This is a genomic window from Bradyrhizobium sp. JYMT SZCCT0180, from assembly GCF_018130165.1.
Taxonomy (GTDB): Bacteria; Pseudomonadota; Alphaproteobacteria; order Rhizobiales; family Xanthobacteraceae; genus Bradyrhizobium.
Genome location: NZ_JAFCLZ010000005.1, coordinates 85,096 through 104,012 on the forward strand (window position 1 = coordinate 85,096; position 18,917 = coordinate 104,012).

The window sequence follows — 18,917 nt, forward strand, 5'->3', positions numbered from 1 at the left end:
GCGCACCATTCGAGCAGTTAGTGCTGCCCGCAGCGGCAGTGCTCGTAGTCAACGGGATCGTGGCTGTTGAAGATCGTCACGGCATCACTGTGTGCAGCCTTCAGCGTCCGCAAGCGCTCCTGATTTTCGATGCGCAGCGCGCGGTCCATGTCGGTGCGGCGCTGAAACATGCTGAGCACCAGCGGCATTTTCGGTTTTGCCTGGATCTGGCCGTGGAAGAAATAGGCATCGCCGGCGTGCAGCAGCCATTTGTCCTTGGTGCGCACGGCGATGCCGCAATGGCCGAGGGTATGGCCGGGCAACGGGATCATCAGGATGTCAGGCTCGCGATCGCCAAGCGCGCGCACGCCCTTGAAGCCGAACCAGTCCTCGCCGCCCTCGCCATACAGCACCCATTCCGGACCGTGCTTCCATTGATCCCTGACGTAGCGGCCCTTCGGTGCCGGGATGCGATGGAGCACCGCCATGTCGAGTTCGCGGCGATGGACATGCACCCTGGCGTTCGGGAAGTCCGGGATGCCTCCGGCGTGATCGCGATCGAGATGCGTCAGCAGCAGGTGCCGTACGTCATCGGGCGAATAGCCGAGCGCCTTGACCTGCCGCACGGCGGTTTCGGCCGGATCGAGCCTCGGCGTCGTCTGCCGCACCCATTTGCGCCCGAGCCGCGGCGGGCTCGCAATGTCATCGAGACCGATGCCGGTATCGACCAGTGCAAGCCCGTCATGGGTCTCGACCAGCAGGCAGTGACAGACCATCCGCGCCCGCCGGAACATGCTGCCGGTGCCATTCACGAACCGCTGGCCGATCGGGCACATAGTGCCGGTGTTGATGTGGTGGACGCGCATCGCAAGCTCCTTCGCTGACGTAAGGCGCCTTGGTTGCCATTTCTCCATTCATAGGTAAAATATTGATATCTGATAATATCAATAGGATAGAACTATGGATATCCGCGAGCTGCGCTATTTCACCGCCGTGTTCAGCGAACGCAACCTGACGGCGGCGGCGAAGCGTTGCTTCATCTCGCAACCCTCGATCTCGGCGGCGATCACCAACCTGGAAGCGGAGCTCGGCACCACGCTGTTCATCCGGCACAAGAAGGGCGTCGCGCCGACCGCGTCGGCCGAACAATTCCACGCCGTCGCCCGCCGCATCATCGACGACGCGGACGCCGCGAAGAACCTGTTCCGCAAGCCGTCGACGCGGCGGCAATTGACGCTCGGCCTGATGCGCACGCTCGACATGCCCAGAACGATCGCGCTGTTGAAGCCGCTGACCGGAAACGCCGACGTCGCGCTCCGCCTCGTCGGCATCAAGGACGCCGCGGACGCGCGGATCATTTCGAAAAACATCATCGATGCCGACGAGCACTTCATTCCGCTGTGGGTCGAACGCTACGTCGCCGCCCTGCCGCCGTCGCATCCGCTCACGCTGAAGGAGCGGCTTCGCACGTCGGACCTTGCCGGCGTCGCCATGATCGATCGCTGCCATTGCGAGCAGAGTGAGTTCTTTGGCCGGGCAGCCTCATCGTCGCGCCAGCCCGCGGCGATCGCGGAATCCGAAGATTGGACGATGGCGCTGGTCGCGGCCGGCGTCGGTATCGCCATCGTTCCCGAGGGCGTGGCGCGCGCCAATCCCGATGTCGCGATGCGCGAGATCGATGTCGACGTGAAGCGTCAGGTTGGCCTTGCCTATAGCGCAGCGCGGCCGCCGTCAGAGGTGCTGCAGAATTTTATTGCGAGGTTGCAGAGCGCGCGCCCGAAAGCCGGCCGCGCCAAATCGGCCGGCAAGGCGCGCTGAGGCATCAGCCCTTCACGACGACCGCGCGCCCGATCACGGGGTTGCCGGCGACCGGCGGATTGGCGGTTTGGGCGGCGAGTTCGCCGATCAGGCGGTCGGCATCGGCGGCGATGCCATCGGGCGCATGGATTACCAGCCGCTCCAGCGCCCAGCGATAGGACGAGATCCGCCGCTCCAGGCACTGTTGCACCCACTGCACGATCAGCGTGTTCTCTTCCATGCGGGCGACCGCGTCGGCCCGTTCAGCCGGCGACAGCTCCGACACCATTTTCAGGCTGGCACTGCGCTTGCGGTCTAGCTCGATCACGCGGATGGCGGAGGCAAAGAACGGCTCGAACCGCGTGATGTCATTGCGCACGTCCTCGATCAATTGCTGATAGCGCGAGGTATGCGAGCGGTGCGGCTCGTCGATCAGCGACCGTCCATAGGTGGTGCGGTCGAACACGACCTTCTGCCGCCATGGCGATGGCAGCGGCTGGTAATCGCCGAACACGCTCTTCCAGGCCGGCCGGGACAGCGGCGGCTCGATAAAGGGATAGGCGAGATCGCGGAGCTGGCGCTCGTTTTCGGTGAGCTGGAAATGCGACGGCTTGAGCCCGACGCTGCCGGTCGCCTCCGCGCCCAGCCAGCGGTGCATATCGTCGTTGCGGAAATCGGCGCGGGTGCGGCCGAAATCGCCGCCGCTGCAGCCGCCGAGGGCCGAGCCAATCAGGATGAGTATAAGAGCCGGGAGTGACCGAAGCCCGGCGGTCCGGATCGGATGGCGCAGCTCCGGCATTTCAAATGTCCGTTGTCAGGGGCGCCGACGGCGACGGCGGCCGGGAGCTGTACCTTCTTCCGGTCCGCGTCCGCCGCTCTCGTCGGTTGGACGTTCGATCCGGACAACCGGAAGGATCAGTACGGTCCCCATGCCCTCGCGTGAAGCGCCATCCGGGGCGGGCCGCCGCGAAGCTGCATCCGCCGGAAATTCAATGATGGTGCCCATGTTCCGTTCTCTCTCATTGCCGCGCGGACATGATTTGGCCGGCGACATGCGATCATTCAGAACAGAACGTGGTTAACGGCATCTTAATCACCGCTTGGGGGCCCGCCGACGGGCCGGCCGCTGTGGTTAATGCAACACCCGCAAAAGTCCGGCATTTTTTCAGGGGTTATTTTCCTTAACCAACTCTTAAAGCGCCCCGCGTAGGCTCGACCAAGGGATTTCCAAGTCGCGTTTACCTCACATGACCGCAGCACCATTATTTCCGGGCTTCGACGGGCTGATGTCGCTCTCGCGCCGCGAGGGCGTCGACATCCGCCCCACCTTGCTGCGCGTGCTGACTGACCTTTATGTCCAGGCCAGCGCGCATTCCGCCGACGAGGAACGGCAGTTTGTCGAACTCACTTCACGGCTGATCGACCAGGTCGACGATGCCACCCGCGCGGCGGTGCGGGCCCGGCTCGCCATCTACCCGGCAACCCCGCTCGAGATCATGAACAAGCTCGGATTGCGGCGCGCCCATCCCGGCCAGACGGTGCCGCTCGCGCCTTCGATTGCGCCCACCCCGCCCGAAGCGGCCCCCCGGGTGCCGACCGAGGCGGAACTGCGGATGGCCTCAAGCCTAGCGATGCGGCCCAATGATGCCGCCGAAATCAGCGACATGTTCTTTGCGGCCAATGCCAGTGAACGCGCGCAGATCCTGCACAATCTCAACGAGACGCCGCTGAAGGCCTCGGCGCGGATTCCGGCGGCGCGCGCCAAGCGTGCGATCGAGACGCTGGAAATGGCCGCGTTTGCCGTGGACGCCGACAGTTTCGCGCTGGAGATCGGCGAGGCGCTGATCCTGCCGGCGCGGATCGCGACGCAAGTGGTGAATGACCCCGGCGGCGAGCCGCTGGCCTGTGCGGCCCGTGCGCTCGACATGCCGAGCGCGGCATTCCAGCGGATATTGATGTTCCTCAATCCCGAATCCGGCATCTCCGTGCACCATGTCTACCGGCTGTCGCGGCTCTACGACCGGCTCACCGAACGATCCGCGCTGGTGATGCTGGCGGCGTGGCGCGGTTCGACCATGGCGGTCACGCGTGCCAAATATCGCGCCGCGCTCTACGACGACGAGCGCAACCGCGCCCGCTCCGCCCCATCCCAGACACGGCCGGCCGTACAACCCGGAAGCGCGCCGGTTCGCACCGGCACCGACGGGACGAAGCGCTAGACGACGGCGTAGCGATCCCGTGCCGGGATACAAAATCCCGAAAACAACCCCATGCAATGATAGAATAGGCCGGCCTCAGGCCTTCGCCAGCTCGAGAAAATGCCGCCCTGCCCGATCCTCGGTCTCAACGATCCATGTGTCGGGATCGAACTTGATTTCCTTGGCAAGGCGCTCTTCCACCGACTGCTCAGGCACCGGCTGCGGCGACGCCGGCACGAACAGGCGCTCGGTCGGCCGGCTCTCGTCATAGACGGTTTGCGGCGCCGGCCCGTACAGCATGGCGTTGCCGTCGAGGTGAGCCACCTTGACGAACACAGCACCGGCTTCTTCCGCGCCGCGCCGGCGCACGGCGCCGAAGACGCCTTCGGTTTGGCAACGGCGCAGATAGGCGGCCACCCAGATACTTGATTTCAATCGCATGGGCCGGACGATAGGCCAGCGTCCAGGCTGGCGCCAGAGGCCATGGCCAAGGCGCGTTCCCGTGCGCATGCAGTCGGCAGAGTTATCCGCAACGGGATCGCGAAAAGCTCTTGTCGGATGCCGGTTTCCAAAGACGCGATTCCCGACAGTCATGATCCACGCCATCCCGGCCTGTGCAGTTAAGTAAGCTCGCACAAGATCGTGAGCCGCTGCGCAAGAATATTGACTCGGTCGGTCGACCGAATTATGATGATTTGCGATCGCACCAAGGAGATTCATCGTGGCGCGCGCAACGGCCAAAAAAATTGAGAAAAAGGCAGAGACCAGCACCACGCTGCTCGAAGCCGCCAAGAAAGTGCTGCGCCAAAACGGCTATGCGGGCTTGTCGACCCGCGACGTCGCAGCGGCTGCCGGCGTTCCGCTCAGCCAGATCCATTATCATTTCGGATCCAAGCAAGGGATGGTGCTGGCGCTGTTCGAGCACTTGAACGCGCAGCTATTGGATCGCCAGAACGCTATGTTCGGCGACGCCAGTCTCAAACTGTCGGAGCAGTGGGACCGGGCCTGCGATTATCTCGATGACGACATCGCCTCCGGTTATGTGCGCGTGCTGCAGGAACTGATCGCTGCGAGCTGGTCCGACCCCGCAGTCGCGCAGGTCGTTCGCACCGCGATCATGGGATGGGTCGATCTCATCGTCGGCGCGGCACGCAAGGCTGAACGTGAACTCGGCGGCCTCGGCCCGCTTACGCCCGAGGAGGTCGGAGCCTTCGCTGCCAATGCGTTCATCGGCGCAGAAAGCCTCTATCTGCTTGGTTTCGAGAAGAAAGGCTCGCCGATACGCCAGTCCTTGCGGCGGGTCGGTGATCTCGTTCGCAGCGTCGAAGGTGCAGCCAATCGATGAGGTGACGCGATGCGTGCGAAGTTGCCCGACGAAACCGGTTTTATCGATCGCGACGGCGTCAGGATCTACTACGAGATCTACGGCACTGGCCCGGAAACCATGCTGTTCGTGCCGCCCTGGTGCATCGTCCATTCGCGTATCTACAAGGCGCAATTGCCGTATTTCAGCGAACGCTTCCGCTGCATCACCTATGACGGCCGCGGCAACGGCAAGTCCGACCGTCCTGAGGATGTGAAGAGCTACTCACTGGACAATTACGTGGCGGATCTGCTTGCCGTCATGGACGCTACCGGCGCGGGAAACGCAATCCTGGTTGGCCTGTCGTTTGGCGGCATGCTCGCCAGCGTGCTGGCCGCACATCACCCTGATCGCGTGAAGGCCGCAATCCTGGTCGGGACGGTAGCGAGCATCGGACCCGCCAACTATCCCCATCTGGCAAACCAGCATTTCGATGCCAAACAGGAACGATTCGACGGCTGGAATAAGTTCAACCGCGCGCACTGGCTGGCGGATTACCCTGATTTCGCCGAACACTTCATTCGCAACATACATACCGAGCCGCACTCGACCAAGCAGATCGAGGACGGCATCGGCTGGGCCAGTGACACCACCGGCCCGGTGCTGGTCAACACCGTCGACGCACGGCTGATCCCGCCGCGCTTCGATGTCAGCGAAGCGATGTACCGCAAGATCCGCTGTCCCGTGCTGCTCATTCACGGCGACAACGACCAGATCCAGCGCCATGCGCGCGCGAAATCGCTGGCCGAGGTCATGAATGCGGAGCTGGTGACCATTCCGGGCGGCGGTCACAACCCGCTCGGCCGCATTCCCGCAAAGACCAACAGCCTGATTGTCGATTTCCTCGCGCGCAGGTTCGCCATCGCCTCCCCTGCGAGCCGATCGAACCGCACGACAAGGAAGGCCAAACGCGCACTCTATCTCTCCTCGCCGATCGGCCTCGGGCACGGGCGGCGCGATATCGCGATCGCCCGCGAGCTACGCAAGCTGCACCCGGATCTGGAGGTCGATTGGCTGGCACAGGACCCCGTGACTCGCCTGCTGGAAGCGAACGGCGAACACGTTCATCCGCTGAGTGGGCGGCTAGCCAGCGAGTCCATGCATATCGAGATGGAGTCGGGCGAGCACGACCTGCATTGTTTCCAGGCCATCCGCAACATGGATGAGGTGCTGATCGCGAACTTCATGACCTTCCAGGATGCCGTCGACGAAGGAGGCTACGATCTCGTCATCGCCGACGAAGCCTGGGACATCGACCATTACTGGCACGAGCACCCCGAGTTGAAGAAAGCCGCACTCGCCTGGTTCACCGACTTCGTCGGCTATGTGCCGATGCCATCGGGCGGCGAGCATGAGGCGTTTCTGACCACCGACTACAACGCCGAGATGATCGAACACATCGAGCGGCATCCCGGCGTGCGCGACCGCGCCATTTTCGTCGGAAGCCTGGAGGACATCGTTCCGTTATCGTTCGGCAAGGACCTGCCGGCGATGCGCGACTGGGTGCCGCGGCATTTCGATTTCGCCGGCTACGTCATCGGCGAACATCCGCATCTTTTCGGCAGCCGCACGGAGCTGCGCGAGCGCCTCGGCTACCGGCCGGACGAGCGCGTCTGCATCGTCACGGTCGGGGGATCCGCCGTCGGAACCCACCTGATCAAACGCATCCTGCAGAGCTATCCGATGGCACGGGCCAGGCTGCCCGAGTTGCGCATGATCGTGGTGGCGGGCCCGCGGATCGATCCCGCCTCGCTCGGCGCGCCTGATGGCGTCGAGATGCGCGCCTTCGTCCCCGACCTCGACCGTCATCTCGCCGCGTGCGATCTCGCCCTCGTGCAGGGCGGCCTGACCACCTGCATGGAGTTGACCGCGGCCGGAACACCGTTCCTCTATTTCCCGCTCCAGAACCACTTCGAGCAGAATTTCCACGTCGCCCATCGTCTCGATCGCCATGGCGCCGGCACGCGCATGGCATTCGCGACGTCGACGCCGGACACGATCGCTGAAGCGATGGTTGGTGCATTGCGCGCGCCGGCCAAGTTCAAATCCGTCGAAGCCGGCGGTGCGGTCCGTGCCGCCCGTATGCTGGCGGACCTGTTCTAACCGAAATCAATTGTCAGTGGAGGTAGCTATGTCGAGCGTTAATCAAGCGACCCGGATTGATGAGGGCAAACTCAACGCATTCGTCGGCCAGATGCTGGGCGACCTCGGGGGCGCGTCCAGCGTCGCCATGGTCCGGATGGGCGATGCGCTTGGATTGTACAAGGCGCTACACACCAATGGGCCGATGACCTCAGCCGAACTCGCCAGCACCGCGAAGGTCGATCCGCGATACCTTCGCGAGTGGCTGTCCAATCAGGCGAGTTCCAACTATCTGTCCTACGATCCCGCCTCGGCGAAATTCGCGCTGCCGCCCGAGCAGGCGATGGTGTTCGCCATTCCCGACAGCCCGGTCTATCTGATGGGCGGCTTCGATCTGATGGCGGCGATGCTCGAGAACCAGCCGAAGGTTCAGGCCGCGTTCAAGTCCGGCGGCGGTGTCGCCTGGGGCGATCAGGCCGGCTGCATGTTCTGCGCGGTGGCCCGCTTCTTCCGGCCCGGCTATCACAACAACATCGTATCGACGTGGCTTCCTGCTCTCGGAGGTGACGTGATGAAGAAGCTGGAGGCTGGCGCCAATGTCGCGGACGTCGGCTGCGGCCACGGCTGGTCGACGGTCCTGATGGCCAAGGCTTTCCCCAAATCCCGGTTCGTCGGCTTCGACTTCCATCCCGGTTCGATTGCGGATGCAAAGGCGCATGCCGAAACCCACGGCGCTTCCGCCAACACGCGCTTCGAGGTCGGCCTCGCCAAGGACTATCCCGGCAAGGACTTTGATCTCGTGACCTGTTTCGACTGCTTGCATGACATGGGCGACCCGGCGGGAGCCGCCGCCCACATCCGTCAATCCCTGAAGGACGATGGGACATGGATGATCTGCGAGCCGATCGCCGGCGATCGTCTCGAGCAGAATCTCAACCCGGTCGGACGCTTGTACTATGCCGCATCGACCATGATCTGCGTGCCGACCTCGCTCTCGCAGGAAGTCGGCACGGCGCTGGGCGCGCAGGCCGGCGAAGCACGGCTCCGCGAAGTCATTTTGAAGGGTGGCTTCAAGAGCGTGCGTCGCGCCACCGAGACGCCGTTCAACATGATCCTCGAGGCAAGGCCTTAGTATCCGGCGTGGCGGCTGCAAGCCTGGCAAAGTTGACCGGCCGCAAGAATCCTTGCGGCCGACATCCGGCGGGTTGACCGTCGCGCGGACCAACCATATTCTCAAAGCTGCGGTGCAAGCCGCGCCCGGGTCCGCGGGAAGGGTCGAACCCACTTGCAGCTTCCGAGCAGCACCTAGAGCCTTTGTGCAGCAGCCGGTATTGCGGACCATCGGCGATCCATGCACGGAGGTTTCCAATGGAACGATCGCCTGATCGACTGAATCTCGACCACTTCAAGAAGCAAGCCAAGGATCTGATCCGTCTGTACCGGCAGCGTGATGGCGACGCTTTTGTCCGCTTTCGCCGCGCCCTTCCGGCAGCCGCGGGGCAGAGCGACGACCAGATCGCTTCCTTGAATCTCCGGCTCCATGACGCTCAATCTTGTGTCGCACGCGACTACGGCTTCGCTTCCTGGCAGGACCTGAGGCGTTACCTGGAAGCGCAATCGGCCAACGGCAGCGAGCGCGAGGAACGTGTCCTGCGCTGGCTCCAACTGGTTTATGCCGGCGACATCAATGGCACGGCCAATCGCGCCAATCCGCGCATCGCCATCAGGATGCTGGCCGAAAACCCCGACCTCGTCTCGGGCAACCCCTATCTGGCATGTGCGATCGGCGCCGAAGACGCGTTGCGACAGGCCACGCAGCAGGATGCAGCATGGGTCAATCGCCCGGGTGGACCACTGAAACTGCCTCCACTTGTCGCCGTCACGCATTCCAGCCTGTTGTCCGTTCCGGAATTCCGCGCGCGTCTGCATCGCTGCGCCCGTTTGCTGCTGGGCGCAGGCGCCGATCCCAATCAGCGGATTGGCAATCGTTGGCCGCCGGCATCGGTCAGCGAACCTGACGACGGCAATCCGCTGTCGGCGCTTTACGGCGCGGCCGGAACGAACCATGACACCGAGCTCACGAAACTGCTGCTCGACGCCGGCGCCGATCCCAACGACGGCGAGTCCCTCTATCACTCGCTGGAGACGTTTGCCTGTACCCGCCTGCTGCTCGAGCATGGCGCGCGTGTCGCAGGCAGCAACGCGATCTACCACGCGCTCGACTTCGACAATGTCGCCGCACTTGAACTGCTGCTCCAGCACGGCGGCGATCCAAATGAGCCCGCGCGCAATTTACCCTTGACCGACTGGGGCTCGCCACTGCTGTGGGCGATCCGTCGGCGGCGATCGCGCCGGTGTATCGAGACGCTGCTGGACGCAGGCGCAAACCCGTTGGCAACGACGCCTGATGGCGTCAGCGCCTACCGGCTCGCCTTGCAGTTTGGCCTTCGCGAGGTCGCTGATCTCTTGCGCGCGAGCGCTGCATACGAGCCCATTCCGGATGAGGAAGCGTTCATTGCGGCCTGCGCCTGCGGCGACGAGGCCGAGGCCCGGCGCATCCGCGCCGGGCGGCCCGACCTCCCCGAAACGCTTCCGGCCTCGCAGTTGCGGTTGCTGCCCGATCTCGCCGCCGAGGGCAACGATGTAGGGGTAAGGCTGATGGTCAGGCTCGGCTGGCCGATCGCGGTGCGCGGCGGCGACTGGAATGCGTCGGCGCTCAATCTTGCGGTGTTTCGCGGCGATGCCGGATTGACGAGATTCCTGCTCGAACATGGCGCAGACTGGACCGAGCAGCATGGCTTTGGCGACAATGCCTGCGGCTCGCTTTCCTGGGCCTCTTGCAACGAGCCGGTCGAAGGCGGCGACTGGTCAGGCTGCGCGCGCGCCCTGCTCGACCATGGCATGCCGCGCGCGAAGCCGGATCAGAATGACCCGGAATGGATTTTGATCGACGGGCGGAGAAAACAATTTTCCGACGAGGTCACCGAGATCCTGTTGGATAGTAAGGTTCAGCTTACTCGATAGGACGGCCGGTCATCGCGGTGAGTTCTTTCACCAGGCGGTCGGACATCTGTCCGGTCACCGGCAGCTTGCGGTCGCGCTCGAATTTCGTGATCGCCGCCTGCGTGTCCGAACCGACGGCGCCGGTCGGCTTCAACTGGCCGTAGCCGTATTCGGTCAGCGCGCGCTGCACCGAAGCGACACGGCGCGCGCCCGCGGATTGCGTGGAAGCCGGAATCGACGCCGGCGGCCTCACGACATGGGGCGCCGCTGATGGCGCGGACCCGTTCGGTTTGGCCGCAGGAGTAGCCGTGCTGGAAGCAGCGGCGGGAGCCGAACCGGTCGATCTGACCACCAGGTTGGTCATGGGGTCAGTGGTCTTGGGGTCGGTGGATTTGGGATCGGCGTTTCTGCTCTCGGCGGGCTTTGGTTCCGGCGTCTCAGCGGAACGCACCAGTTCAACCGGGCGCGGACGGGGCAGCGGGTTCGCAGCCGCCGGCGTGGGCGCCGGCAATTTCACGACCGAACCGAACATCGGCGACGGATGACGACCGGCCTGCAGAAACAAAGCGTTGGTGAGGATGGCGCCGATGGCGGCAACGGCCAGCGCGCCGGCCAGCATGTCCTTCGGACTGTGCAAGAGCATGCGCATCACAAATCCACGCTCTTCTTCCGCTTCGACTGCAACCGCTTTCGCGCCGCGGCGGCGGCGCGGCATCTCGTCGTCATCGATCGTTCGCTTAGGCACTTTTCTTCACCTGATGGGCTTGGTCTTGTAATCCTGATCGCAGCGCCGGCTTCAGCGTCGCGACATTGCTCGAAGGGCTCGAAGGCGAATTCAATTCCACCGCCGACGGCGCGAAGGCAAGCGGCAGGACTACGGTTACCGTGGTTCCCTCATCGACCTTGCTCTGCACGCTGACCTCGCCATGGTGCAATCCGACCAGGCCCTTCACGATCGACAGCCCAAGGCCGGTGCCTTCGTGCTTGCGCTGATAGGTCTTGCCGGCCTGGAAGAACGGATCGCCGATCCGCTTGAGATCGTCGGGCGCGATGCCAACCCCGGTGTCGGTAACGCGAAGCATCAGGCGCGAGCCCTCGACCGCAGCCGAGACCGTGACATTGCCGCCGCGCTCGGTGAACTTGACGGCGTTGGCGACCAGATTCAGCACGATCTGTTTGAAGGCGCGTGGATCGCCCGTCATCATGGGCAGATCTTCCGGCGCACGGGTGACGAGATCGACGCCGTTTTCGCGCGCTTTCAGGGCCAGCAGGTTGCAGCAATGCAGCAAAGCGGCGCGCGGCGCGAATGGCTCCGGCGAAATCTCGAAGTTGCCGGACTCCATCTTCGACATGTCGAGAATGCCGTTGACGACCGACAGCAGATGTTGCCCGGAATCGTTGATCAGCTGCGCGTATTCCTTGCGCCGCGCCGCGTCGATCATCAGCAGATCTTCCTGAACGATCATCTCGGAGAACCCGATGATGGCGTTGAGCGGCGTGCGCAGTTCATGGCTCATGGTGGCGAGGAAACGCGTCTTGGACGCATCCGCCCGTTCGGCGGCGGTACGCGCCAACTCCAGCGCCTGCTCCTGCACCTTGCGGTCGGTGACGTCGCGCATCACGGCGACGACTTCGGCCTCGGGCGAGGCATTCTCGAGCGGCCGGCAGCGCATCTCGACCCAGATGAAATCGGAGTTGCTCTGGCCGCGGACGACATCGCGCCGCAGCCGGAACTCGACGCTGCGCGCCTCGCCGCCACGCGCGGCGTCCGACAATGCGGTCAGATAGGCAGGACGATCGGCCACATGGACGCGGTCGAACAGGCCGTGACCTGCAAGCCGCGTGACTGAAGCGCCCAGCAAGGTTTCCGCGGCGGGCGAAATGAACTGCACCGCGCCGTTGCGGCTGTGGCGTGAAATCACGTCGCTCATGTTAAGCGCCAGCAAGCGGTAGCGGTCTTCCTCGACACTGAGCAGCGCGACGCTGGTACGCGCCAGCGATTCCGAGCCAAAGGCGAGACCGACGGCATAGAGCGTCGCCGCTGCGATTCCGACCGCCATCAGGAGGCTATGCAACGCCGCGTTCGGCTCCACCACCGGCAACAGGTCGAAATGCCCGAGGGCGATCAATAGCGCGGCGCAGGACAACGCCAGCGCCGAGGCAAACGCAACGACGCGGCGCGAGGCCGAGAGCGCGGCCTCAAGCGGCACCACGACCAGCCCGACCGCGGCAAAGGACTCAATGCCTCCGGTCGTCGCGGCGACCATCAGGACGAGACCGGCCAGCGCCAGCGACGACAGAATATGCGCGCCGTCGTAACGACCGGTGCGCGACAGGAACCATGACAGCAGGATGGGTGCGATCAGCCACGCGAAAGCCGCAACCTCGATCGCCGTGGGCGCACCGCGCATCGCCAGGTAGACCGGGAATGCCGCAAAGGCGGCGAGACTGCCGAGCAGCCGCGGCGCCATAAAGGCGCGGTGGCGCGCGCGCGTCAGCGCATCATATCGTGCGGACGGATGCAGCAGCGCATCAAGGCAATCGCGGATGATACTCAAAACACTCACGGCTTTTGCGCTTCGGCTTGTTCGTCTGGCAAGTTGGCTTTGCAGACGCGCCGGAACGCCCCCTTATCTTTGGCCCACCGTGTCAGAGCGAACTTAAGCGAACGCTAAGGCACGGCGACCGAGCGGCAAACACCGTGCATTCGCGGAGCTTTAACCGGTTACGGAACGCTCATTCGACGCGGATGGTGAACGACAGGTTTCCGGCGCAATCAATCTATGGTTTCGAAATGGTGGACGGCCCCGGCACGCCCACTTTTTTGTGTTCGCGAATATCAATCGAAAATTTACGTCGAATCAAATCATTGGAAATTTCAGCGAATTTTCGGCGAATTTACTTCAATGCAAACACTTGCGATTTATCGACGGCTGATAGTCAGGAGCAAAGCTGCGGACATAACCGCAACAGGACCAAAAGAAACGACCGGGGTCGCGAGATGTTCTTTCTACTTCGCATGGTGTTCTGGCTCGGACTGGTGCTCGTGCTGCTGCCCAGAGAAAAGACGCCTGAATCGGACAAGCTGCCGCAGATCGGCGCCTCCGAAGCCGTATCGGCTGCGACCGCGGCCGTCTCCGACATGGGGCAGTTCTGCAAGCGCCAGCCGGCGGCCTGTGAAGTCGGCGGCCAGGCCGCGACCGTGATCGGCCAGCGTGCGCAGGACGGCGCGCGCAAGCTGTATCAGATCATCACCGACAAGCCCGATAAGTCCGACAAGCCCGACAAGAAAGCCCCCGACCACACCGGCTCGATCGATGGCCCGGGCGGCGACGAAGCCACATTGGCGGCCACCGCGCGGGGCGACACGCTCACGCAAGACGATCTCGCAACCGAGTGGCGCGGCACGTCTGTGCATTGACGGGATAATGGCTGGAAAATAGGCCCGGAACCGGTTCCATTTTCGTCGCTTTCGCTCCACCCGCATCCTATATAGACGGTGGAGCCGGGTCTGATTGTATCAGACCCGGGCTCCAGCTTTTCTTGACGCGTTTTCTTGACGCGAACCGGTACCCACTTCGCTCGAAAACGCTATGCGTATGGAACACGGGCCACGATGACGATCGACGAGATCAGGGAAAATTTTGAGCTGTTGGACGAGTGGGACGACCGCTACCGGTACGTCATCGAACTCGGCCGCACGCTGGCACCGATGCCGGAAGCCGAGCATTCAGCGGCCAACAAGGTCAACGGCTGCGCCAGCCAGGTCTGGCTCGCCAAGCAGCTCGACCGCAGCGGCAACAGCGAACCGCGCCTGAATTACCTCGGCGACAGCGACGCCCATATCGTGCGCGGCCTGATCGCGATCCTGCTGACGCTCTATTCCGGGCATACGCCGCAGCAGATCCTGTCGATGGATGCGATTGCCCTGTTCGACGAACTCGGATTTCGCGAGCATCTGACGCCGCAGCGCTCCAACGGCCTGCGCTCGATGGTCGAGCGCATCCGCTCCGACGCGCGCGAGGCACTTGCCACCGCTTCGTAGCTTCGCTCGCAACGACGGGGGCTATTTCCGCTTCCGCGCCTGCTGGCCGAGGCCCATCTTCTTGGCGAGCTGCGAACGGGCCACCGCATAATTCGGCGCGACCATCGGATAGTCGGGCGGAAGGCCCCATTTGTCGCGATATTGCTCCGGCGTCATGTTGTATTGCGTGCGCAGATGGCGCTTCAGCGACTTGAAGCGCTTGCCGTCCTCGAGACAGATCAGATATTCCGGGGTCATCGATTTCTTGACGGACACGGCAGGCTTTGCCGGTTCGAGCGGCGTCTCGGTCCGGCCGGTCGATACCCGCAGCAGCGCGGCATGAACCTGGCTGATCAGGCTCGGGATTTCAGAAGCCTGCGTCGGATTGTTGCTGAGATAGGCCGATACGATATTGGCGGTCAGTTCGACGGGCGTCTTGCCGGCGGAATCGGTCATGGCTCAACCTTCCTGGGAATCGCAAACGCGATCCTGGGATCGCGAACGCGCGAGCGCGTAGGGTGCTGAAAGTATCCGGCCGCGCCTATACGCAAAGGGAATTTATTACGACTTGGCGAATATGAACGAATTACAGGGAATCTGACAAGAACTACGGCGTTTTATTTTCACGCCGGATGGCTGGCCAAGTATTGCGCCCTTCAGGGCCGTTGATCGAGGTGCGTGCGCAGCTCGTCGATGGACGCAAAGCGCATCATGCCCTCGGGCATCTGGGCCTCGATCGATCCGTCCGAATAGAGCGAATAGGCCATGCCGTCGACGACGCCCGATTTCAGCACCGTTACGGCCGGCTGTTGGTCATTACGCGGCGGGGCGCCATTTGGTTCGTCGAATGCCGGGGGTGTCCGGCCCGCGCGACGCGGCGGCGGGGTCTCGCCAGGCCGCGATCGCTCCGGCTTCGGCCAGGCATCGTCGAACGATGGCGGTTGCGCTTCGGCGGGGACTGGCGGCGGCGGCGCGGCCGGCGGATTAGGGCGAAGGTCCGGCGACAAAAGATCCGGCGGCAGCGGCTCGCTGGTCCTTGCCTGTGCGCGCTCGCGCTCCTTTCGCGACGTCGAGGAAAACAACAGATTGCGCTTTGGCTTGGGCGCAGCCTCGGCCGGCTCGGATTCCGGCGGCAGATCGCCACGCGGGCGCTCGCGTGTGGCGGCCTCACCCTGCCATGGCGGCGGAGACGGCGACGCGGCGGCAGGTGCGGCGGGTTCGCCGCCGGCACTCTCGGCAGTCTCCAGCTTGAATGGAACAAGGCCGTCGCCTGAACCGGCCTCCGGTGAAATACCCGGCGGAAGCACCGGCCGTACCTTGACCTCGCCGCGCCCCTGGAATGCGCCGGCGCCGAGCTGCCGCGCGATGTTCCTCAGTTCGCGCACCGCCACCCAGAGCCCGAGCATGATCGCGCCCGTGCAAAACCCGGTCACGCCGGAGAGGATCAGCGTGTTGCCGGTGCTGAATTCGTTGATCGTGATTCCGTAGCCAATCGCCAGCAGGCCCGCCAAAACAAGGCCGGTACCCGCGACCAACATCCCAACCATCATCGAATTAACCCCCCGGCTGCGCCCGAAATGCTCGCAGACCGCCTATGCCACGATACCGTCATAATGTGCGCACCGCCAACCAGCAATTCTGCACAGAGTTCCTCAAAAAACGGTTCCTCAAAAATCCCCTGGGTCCCTTGGCAGCGGAAGCCTTCCCTCTGCAAAATTCAGGCGCCGATCGGGCATTCAGCTGCCATTCAGACGCCTCCCGTATATCTACGGCCTACTAATTACCGCCGATTTGTTGCATTGCATCAGGGAATTAGACCACAATTCCCGATTACTTGAAAATGGAACTGCGCTATATGGATGCCGGGGAAAGAGGCTCAAAAGCGCAAACGCTGGGCCAAAGGGGACACCGGGTTAGCCAATAGCCATGTCAGCCATCACGACATCTGCCGTCGATACGCCCGAGCGGCGCTCGATGGAGCGGACTTGGGACGACCTTGCCATGGTCGTGCTGGCCGCTGTCACCCTGGTCGCAGGTTTGACCTTCCGTGATTACGGACTGGGCTGGGACGATTACACCCACGCCGAATACGCCGAGCTGTTGCTCCGTATGTACGGTTCCGGGTTCAAGGATGTCGGTGCGCTGTCGTTCGCCAATCTCTACATGTATGGCGGCGGCTTCGACATGGCGGCGGCACTGCTGCACAAGGTCATCCCCCTCGAACTGTTCGAAACGCGCCGCCTGCTCGGCGCCGTCGTCGGCGTCATCGGACTTGCCGTGACGTGGCGGCTGGCGCGTCGCGTCGGCGGTCCGCTGGCCGGGCTCGCGACGCTGCTGCTGCTGGCGCTGTGCCCGACCTTCTACGGTCACATGTTCATGAACCCAAAGGACGCGCCATTCGCGGTCTCGATGGTGATCCTGATCCTGGGTCTGGTCCGCCTCGCCGAGGAATATCCACAGCCCTCGCCGCGAACCATCCTGATCGTCGGATTTGGTGCCGGCCTCGCCATCGGCTGCCGCATTCTCGGCGGGCTGGCGCTGGTCTACGCCATGGTCGGTTTCGTGCCGTTGCTGATCGAGGAATACCGTACGCAAGGCGCCCGCGAGGCCGCGCATCGCTTCGGTCATGTGGTTTACGTGCTGCTGCCGGGCCTCGTGTTCGGCTACCTGCTGATGGGCCTGGTATGGCCATGGGCGATCATGGAGCCGGACCATCCGTTCAAGGCGCTGACCTATTTCTCGCATTTCTTCGAAAAGCCCTGGAAGGAAATGTTCGACGGCGCCCTGGTGTCGGTGCCGGACATGCCGTGGTCGTATCTGCCGACGCTGTTCGCGCTGCAGCTCCCCGAAGTGCTGCTGGCGCTGTTGTTCGCCGGCATCATCGGCACCTTCATGTCGCTGTCGCGCACCGACGTGCCGGCCCGCCGCAAGACCATTATGTTGATGCTCACGATGGCGGCGACGCTGCCGCTGGTGATCGCGATGGTGAAGCGGCCCGCGCTCTACAACGGCATCCGGCATTTCGTGTTCGTGATCCCGCCAATGGCGGTGCTGGCCGGCGTCGCCTTCGGCCGGGGCATGACCTGGCTGAAGGAAAACCGCCGCAGCTGGCAACCCGCAGCCCTTGCGGCGTTCGCGTTCGGTCTGTTGCTGCCGCTCAGCGAAATGATCCGCCTGCATCCTTACGAATACACCCACTTCAACCACATCGCCGGCACAGTCCGCTCCGCCGACAATTTCTTCATGCTGGACTATTGGGGCCTGGCGCTGAAGCAGGCTTCCGACGGCCTGCGCGAGGAACTGGTCGAGCGGCAGGAAGTCGCGCCGAGCGGGCGCAAGTGGAAGGTCGCGGTGTGCGGCCCGCAACGTCCGGCGCAAGTCGCGCTCGGTCCGGATTTCACCATCGGCTGGGACAGCAACGCCGCCGACTTCGCGATGACGCTGGGCGAATTCTATTGCAAGGGCCTCACCGCGCCGGTGATGGTGGAGATCAAGCGCGACGACGTCGTGTTCGCGCGCGTCTACGATATCCGCGGCCGCGCCATTTCCTCCCTGCTGGCCATTCCGGCGCCGTAGCCCCTATCAAGAGCACAAAGGCATAACAGCCAGCTCCTGGCCGCGCCTTGCTGTGGTGCGGGCGCAGGGCTAGGCTTGCCTGCGAAAACCAGCATTGCACGGGAGAAACCGGTCATGTCGCCAGCCGAAGCTCGCCTCAAGGAAGTACCGTCCGGCATGACCGATGCCGAGTGGAACCAGCGCGTCGATCTCGCCGCCGCCTATCGGCTGGTCGCGCTCTATGGCTGGGACGATCTCGTCGACACCCACATTTCCGCGCGGGTACCCGGACCGGAGCATCACTTCCTGATCAATCCTTACGGCCTGATGTTCGACGAGATCACAGCTTCCAGCCTGGTCAAGGTCGACCTCAACGGTAACCAGCTCACCCAGAGCGATTACAGCATCAACCCGGCCGGCTTCACCATTCATTCGGCGATCCACGAGGTCCGCGAGGACGCCGGCTGCGTGCTTCATCTGCACACGCCCGACGGCACGGCGGTGGCGAGCTGCATGGAAGGCCTGCTGCCGATGAACCAGACCGCGCAACTGGTCACCCATGACCTCGCCTATCACGACTATGAAGGCATCGCGCTGGATCATGACGAGCGCCCGCGGCTGCAGAAGGACCTCGGCAACAGGAACCACATGCTGCTGCGCAATCACGGCACGCTCACCGTCGGCCGCTCGGTCGCCTCCGCCTTCGAGCGCATGTACCATCTGGAGCGGGCCTGCACGATGCAGGTGCGCACCCGTATGCTCGGGCCGACCGCCTACCCGGTCGAGCAGGCCGTCGTCGACAAGAACGCGGCACTGTTCAGCAATCCCGACCGTGCGGAAATGCGCTCGACCAACCTGGTGTGGCCGCCGCTGCTGCGCAAGCTCGATCGCATCGACCCGAGCTACCGGACCTGAC

The 18,917-nt window shown here is 63.7% G+C and carries 18 protein-coding genes; 10 read left to right on the top strand and 8 right to left on the bottom strand.

Translation table 11 applies throughout. From position 1 onward, the window contains the following. Positions 1 to 17 precede the first annotated feature (17 nt). Positions 18 to 845, bottom strand: a complete 828-nt coding sequence (locus JQ641_RS09020; protein ID WP_211995629.1) for an MBL fold metallo-hydrolase — start codon at positions 843 to 845, stop codon at positions 18 to 20. A gap of 94 nt (positions 846 to 939) precedes the next feature. On the opposite strand from JQ641_RS09020, the gene JQ641_RS09025 reads away from it, so the two are divergent. Further along, a complete protein-coding gene (locus JQ641_RS09025; RefSeq protein WP_211995630.1) occupies positions 940 to 1,797 on the top strand; it encodes a LysR family transcriptional regulator in 858 nt (285 codons plus the stop codon). 4 nt (positions 1,798 to 1,801) lie between these two features. Here JQ641_RS09025 and JQ641_RS09030 read toward each other — a convergent pair whose 3' ends face one another. After that, entirely contained in the window at positions 1,802 to 2,575 is a 774-nt protein-coding gene (locus JQ641_RS09030; RefSeq protein WP_211995631.1) for a hypothetical protein, read from the bottom strand. A 15-nt stretch (positions 2,576 to 2,590) separates the two neighbouring features. After that, a complete protein-coding gene (locus JQ641_RS37775; protein ID WP_249150290.1) occupies positions 2,591 to 2,782 on the bottom strand; it encodes a hypothetical protein in 192 nt (63 codons plus the stop codon). Positions 2,783 to 3,023: 241 nt separating this feature from the next. On the opposite strand from JQ641_RS37775, the gene JQ641_RS09035 reads away from it, so the two are divergent. After that, positions 3,024 to 3,995, top strand: a complete 972-nt coding sequence (locus JQ641_RS09035) for a DUF2336 domain-containing protein (protein ID WP_211995632.1) — start codon at positions 3,024 to 3,026, stop codon at positions 3,993 to 3,995. Positions 3,996 to 4,070: 75 nt separating this feature from the next. On the opposite strand, the gene JQ641_RS09040 is transcribed toward JQ641_RS09035, so the two are convergent. Then, on the bottom strand, positions 4,071 to 4,415 hold the full coding sequence (locus tag JQ641_RS09040) for a DUF1491 family protein (RefSeq protein WP_192737438.1): 345 nt from the start codon (positions 4,413 to 4,415) through the stop codon (positions 4,071 to 4,073). 280 nt (positions 4,416 to 4,695) lie between these two features. On the opposite strand from JQ641_RS09040, the gene JQ641_RS09045 reads away from it, so the two are divergent. The 4 genes from JQ641_RS09045 to JQ641_RS09060 all read left to right on the top strand — a co-directional run bounded on the left by JQ641_RS09045 (position 4,696) and on the right by JQ641_RS09060 (position 10,443). Then, positions 4,696 to 5,319 carry a TetR/AcrR family transcriptional regulator gene (locus JQ641_RS09045; RefSeq protein ID WP_210337360.1) on the top strand — a complete coding sequence of 208 codons (624 nt, stop codon included), beginning with the start codon at positions 4,696 to 4,698 and terminating at the stop codon, positions 5,317 to 5,319. Positions 5,320 to 5,328: 9 nt separating this feature from the next. After that, positions 5,329 to 7,440, top strand: coding sequence for an alpha/beta hydrolase (locus tag JQ641_RS09050; RefSeq protein WP_211995633.1), 2,112 nt, complete (start codon positions 5,329 to 5,331; stop codon positions 7,438 to 7,440). A 28-nt stretch (positions 7,441 to 7,468) separates the two neighbouring features. Then, positions 7,469 to 8,551: a class I SAM-dependent methyltransferase gene (locus tag JQ641_RS09055; protein ID WP_211995634.1), complete on the top strand. Its 1,083-nt coding sequence runs from the start codon at positions 7,469 to 7,471 to the stop codon at positions 8,549 to 8,551. Positions 8,552 to 8,787: 236 nt separating this feature from the next. After that, entirely contained in the window at positions 8,788 to 10,443 is a 1,656-nt protein-coding gene (locus tag JQ641_RS09060) for an ankyrin repeat domain-containing protein (protein WP_211995635.1), read from the top strand. Here the strand turns inward: JQ641_RS09060 and JQ641_RS09065 are convergent. After that, positions 10,433 to 11,167, bottom strand: a complete 735-nt coding sequence (locus JQ641_RS09065; RefSeq protein ID WP_211995636.1) for a peptidoglycan-binding domain-containing protein — start codon at positions 11,165 to 11,167, stop codon at positions 10,433 to 10,435. The genes JQ641_RS09060 and JQ641_RS09065 overlap by 11 nt on opposite strands. Next, on the bottom strand, positions 11,160 to 12,989 hold the full coding sequence (locus tag JQ641_RS09070) for a PAS domain-containing sensor histidine kinase (RefSeq protein WP_211995637.1): 1,830 nt from the start codon (positions 12,987 to 12,989) through the stop codon (positions 11,160 to 11,162). Before JQ641_RS09070 ends, JQ641_RS09065 begins: the two co-directional genes overlap by 8 nt. A gap of 434 nt (positions 12,990 to 13,423) precedes the next feature. Between JQ641_RS09070 and JQ641_RS09075 the strand changes: the two genes are divergently transcribed. Both JQ641_RS09075 and JQ641_RS09080 read left to right on the top strand, forming a co-directional pair. Beyond that, the gene (locus tag JQ641_RS09075; protein WP_192737432.1) at positions 13,424 to 13,843 is read left to right on the top strand and encodes a DUF5330 domain-containing protein; all 420 of its coding nucleotides are present in this window, start codon (positions 13,424 to 13,426) and stop codon (positions 13,841 to 13,843) included. A gap of 195 nt (positions 13,844 to 14,038) precedes the next feature. After that, positions 14,039 to 14,467 (top strand): SufE family protein, encoded by a 429-nt coding sequence (locus JQ641_RS09080; protein WP_192737431.1) that lies wholly within the window; start codon positions 14,039 to 14,041, stop codon positions 14,465 to 14,467. A gap of 21 nt (positions 14,468 to 14,488) precedes the next feature. On the opposite strand, the gene JQ641_RS09085 is transcribed toward JQ641_RS09080, so the two are convergent. Then, the gene (locus JQ641_RS09085) at positions 14,489 to 14,902 is read right to left on the bottom strand and encodes a Ros/MucR family transcriptional regulator (protein ID WP_211995638.1); all 414 of its coding nucleotides are present in this window, start codon (positions 14,900 to 14,902) and stop codon (positions 14,489 to 14,491) included. A 200-nt stretch (positions 14,903 to 15,102) separates the two neighbouring features. After that, on the bottom strand, positions 15,103 to 15,996 hold the full coding sequence (locus JQ641_RS09090) for a DUF308 domain-containing protein (protein ID WP_211995639.1): 894 nt from the start codon (positions 15,994 to 15,996) through the stop codon (positions 15,103 to 15,105). Between the two features lie 376 nt (positions 15,997 to 16,372). Between JQ641_RS09090 and JQ641_RS09095 the strand changes: the two genes are divergently transcribed. Beyond that, positions 16,373 to 18,022: a glycosyltransferase family 39 protein gene (locus JQ641_RS09095; protein WP_211995640.1), complete on the top strand. Its 1,650-nt coding sequence runs from the start codon at positions 16,373 to 16,375 to the stop codon at positions 18,020 to 18,022. A 114-nt stretch (positions 18,023 to 18,136) separates the two neighbouring features. Then, on the top strand, positions 18,137 to 18,916 hold the full coding sequence (locus JQ641_RS09100; RefSeq protein ID WP_192737427.1) for a class II aldolase/adducin family protein: 780 nt from the start codon (positions 18,137 to 18,139) through the stop codon (positions 18,914 to 18,916). The last annotated feature ends 1 nt before the right edge of the window (position 18,917 follow it).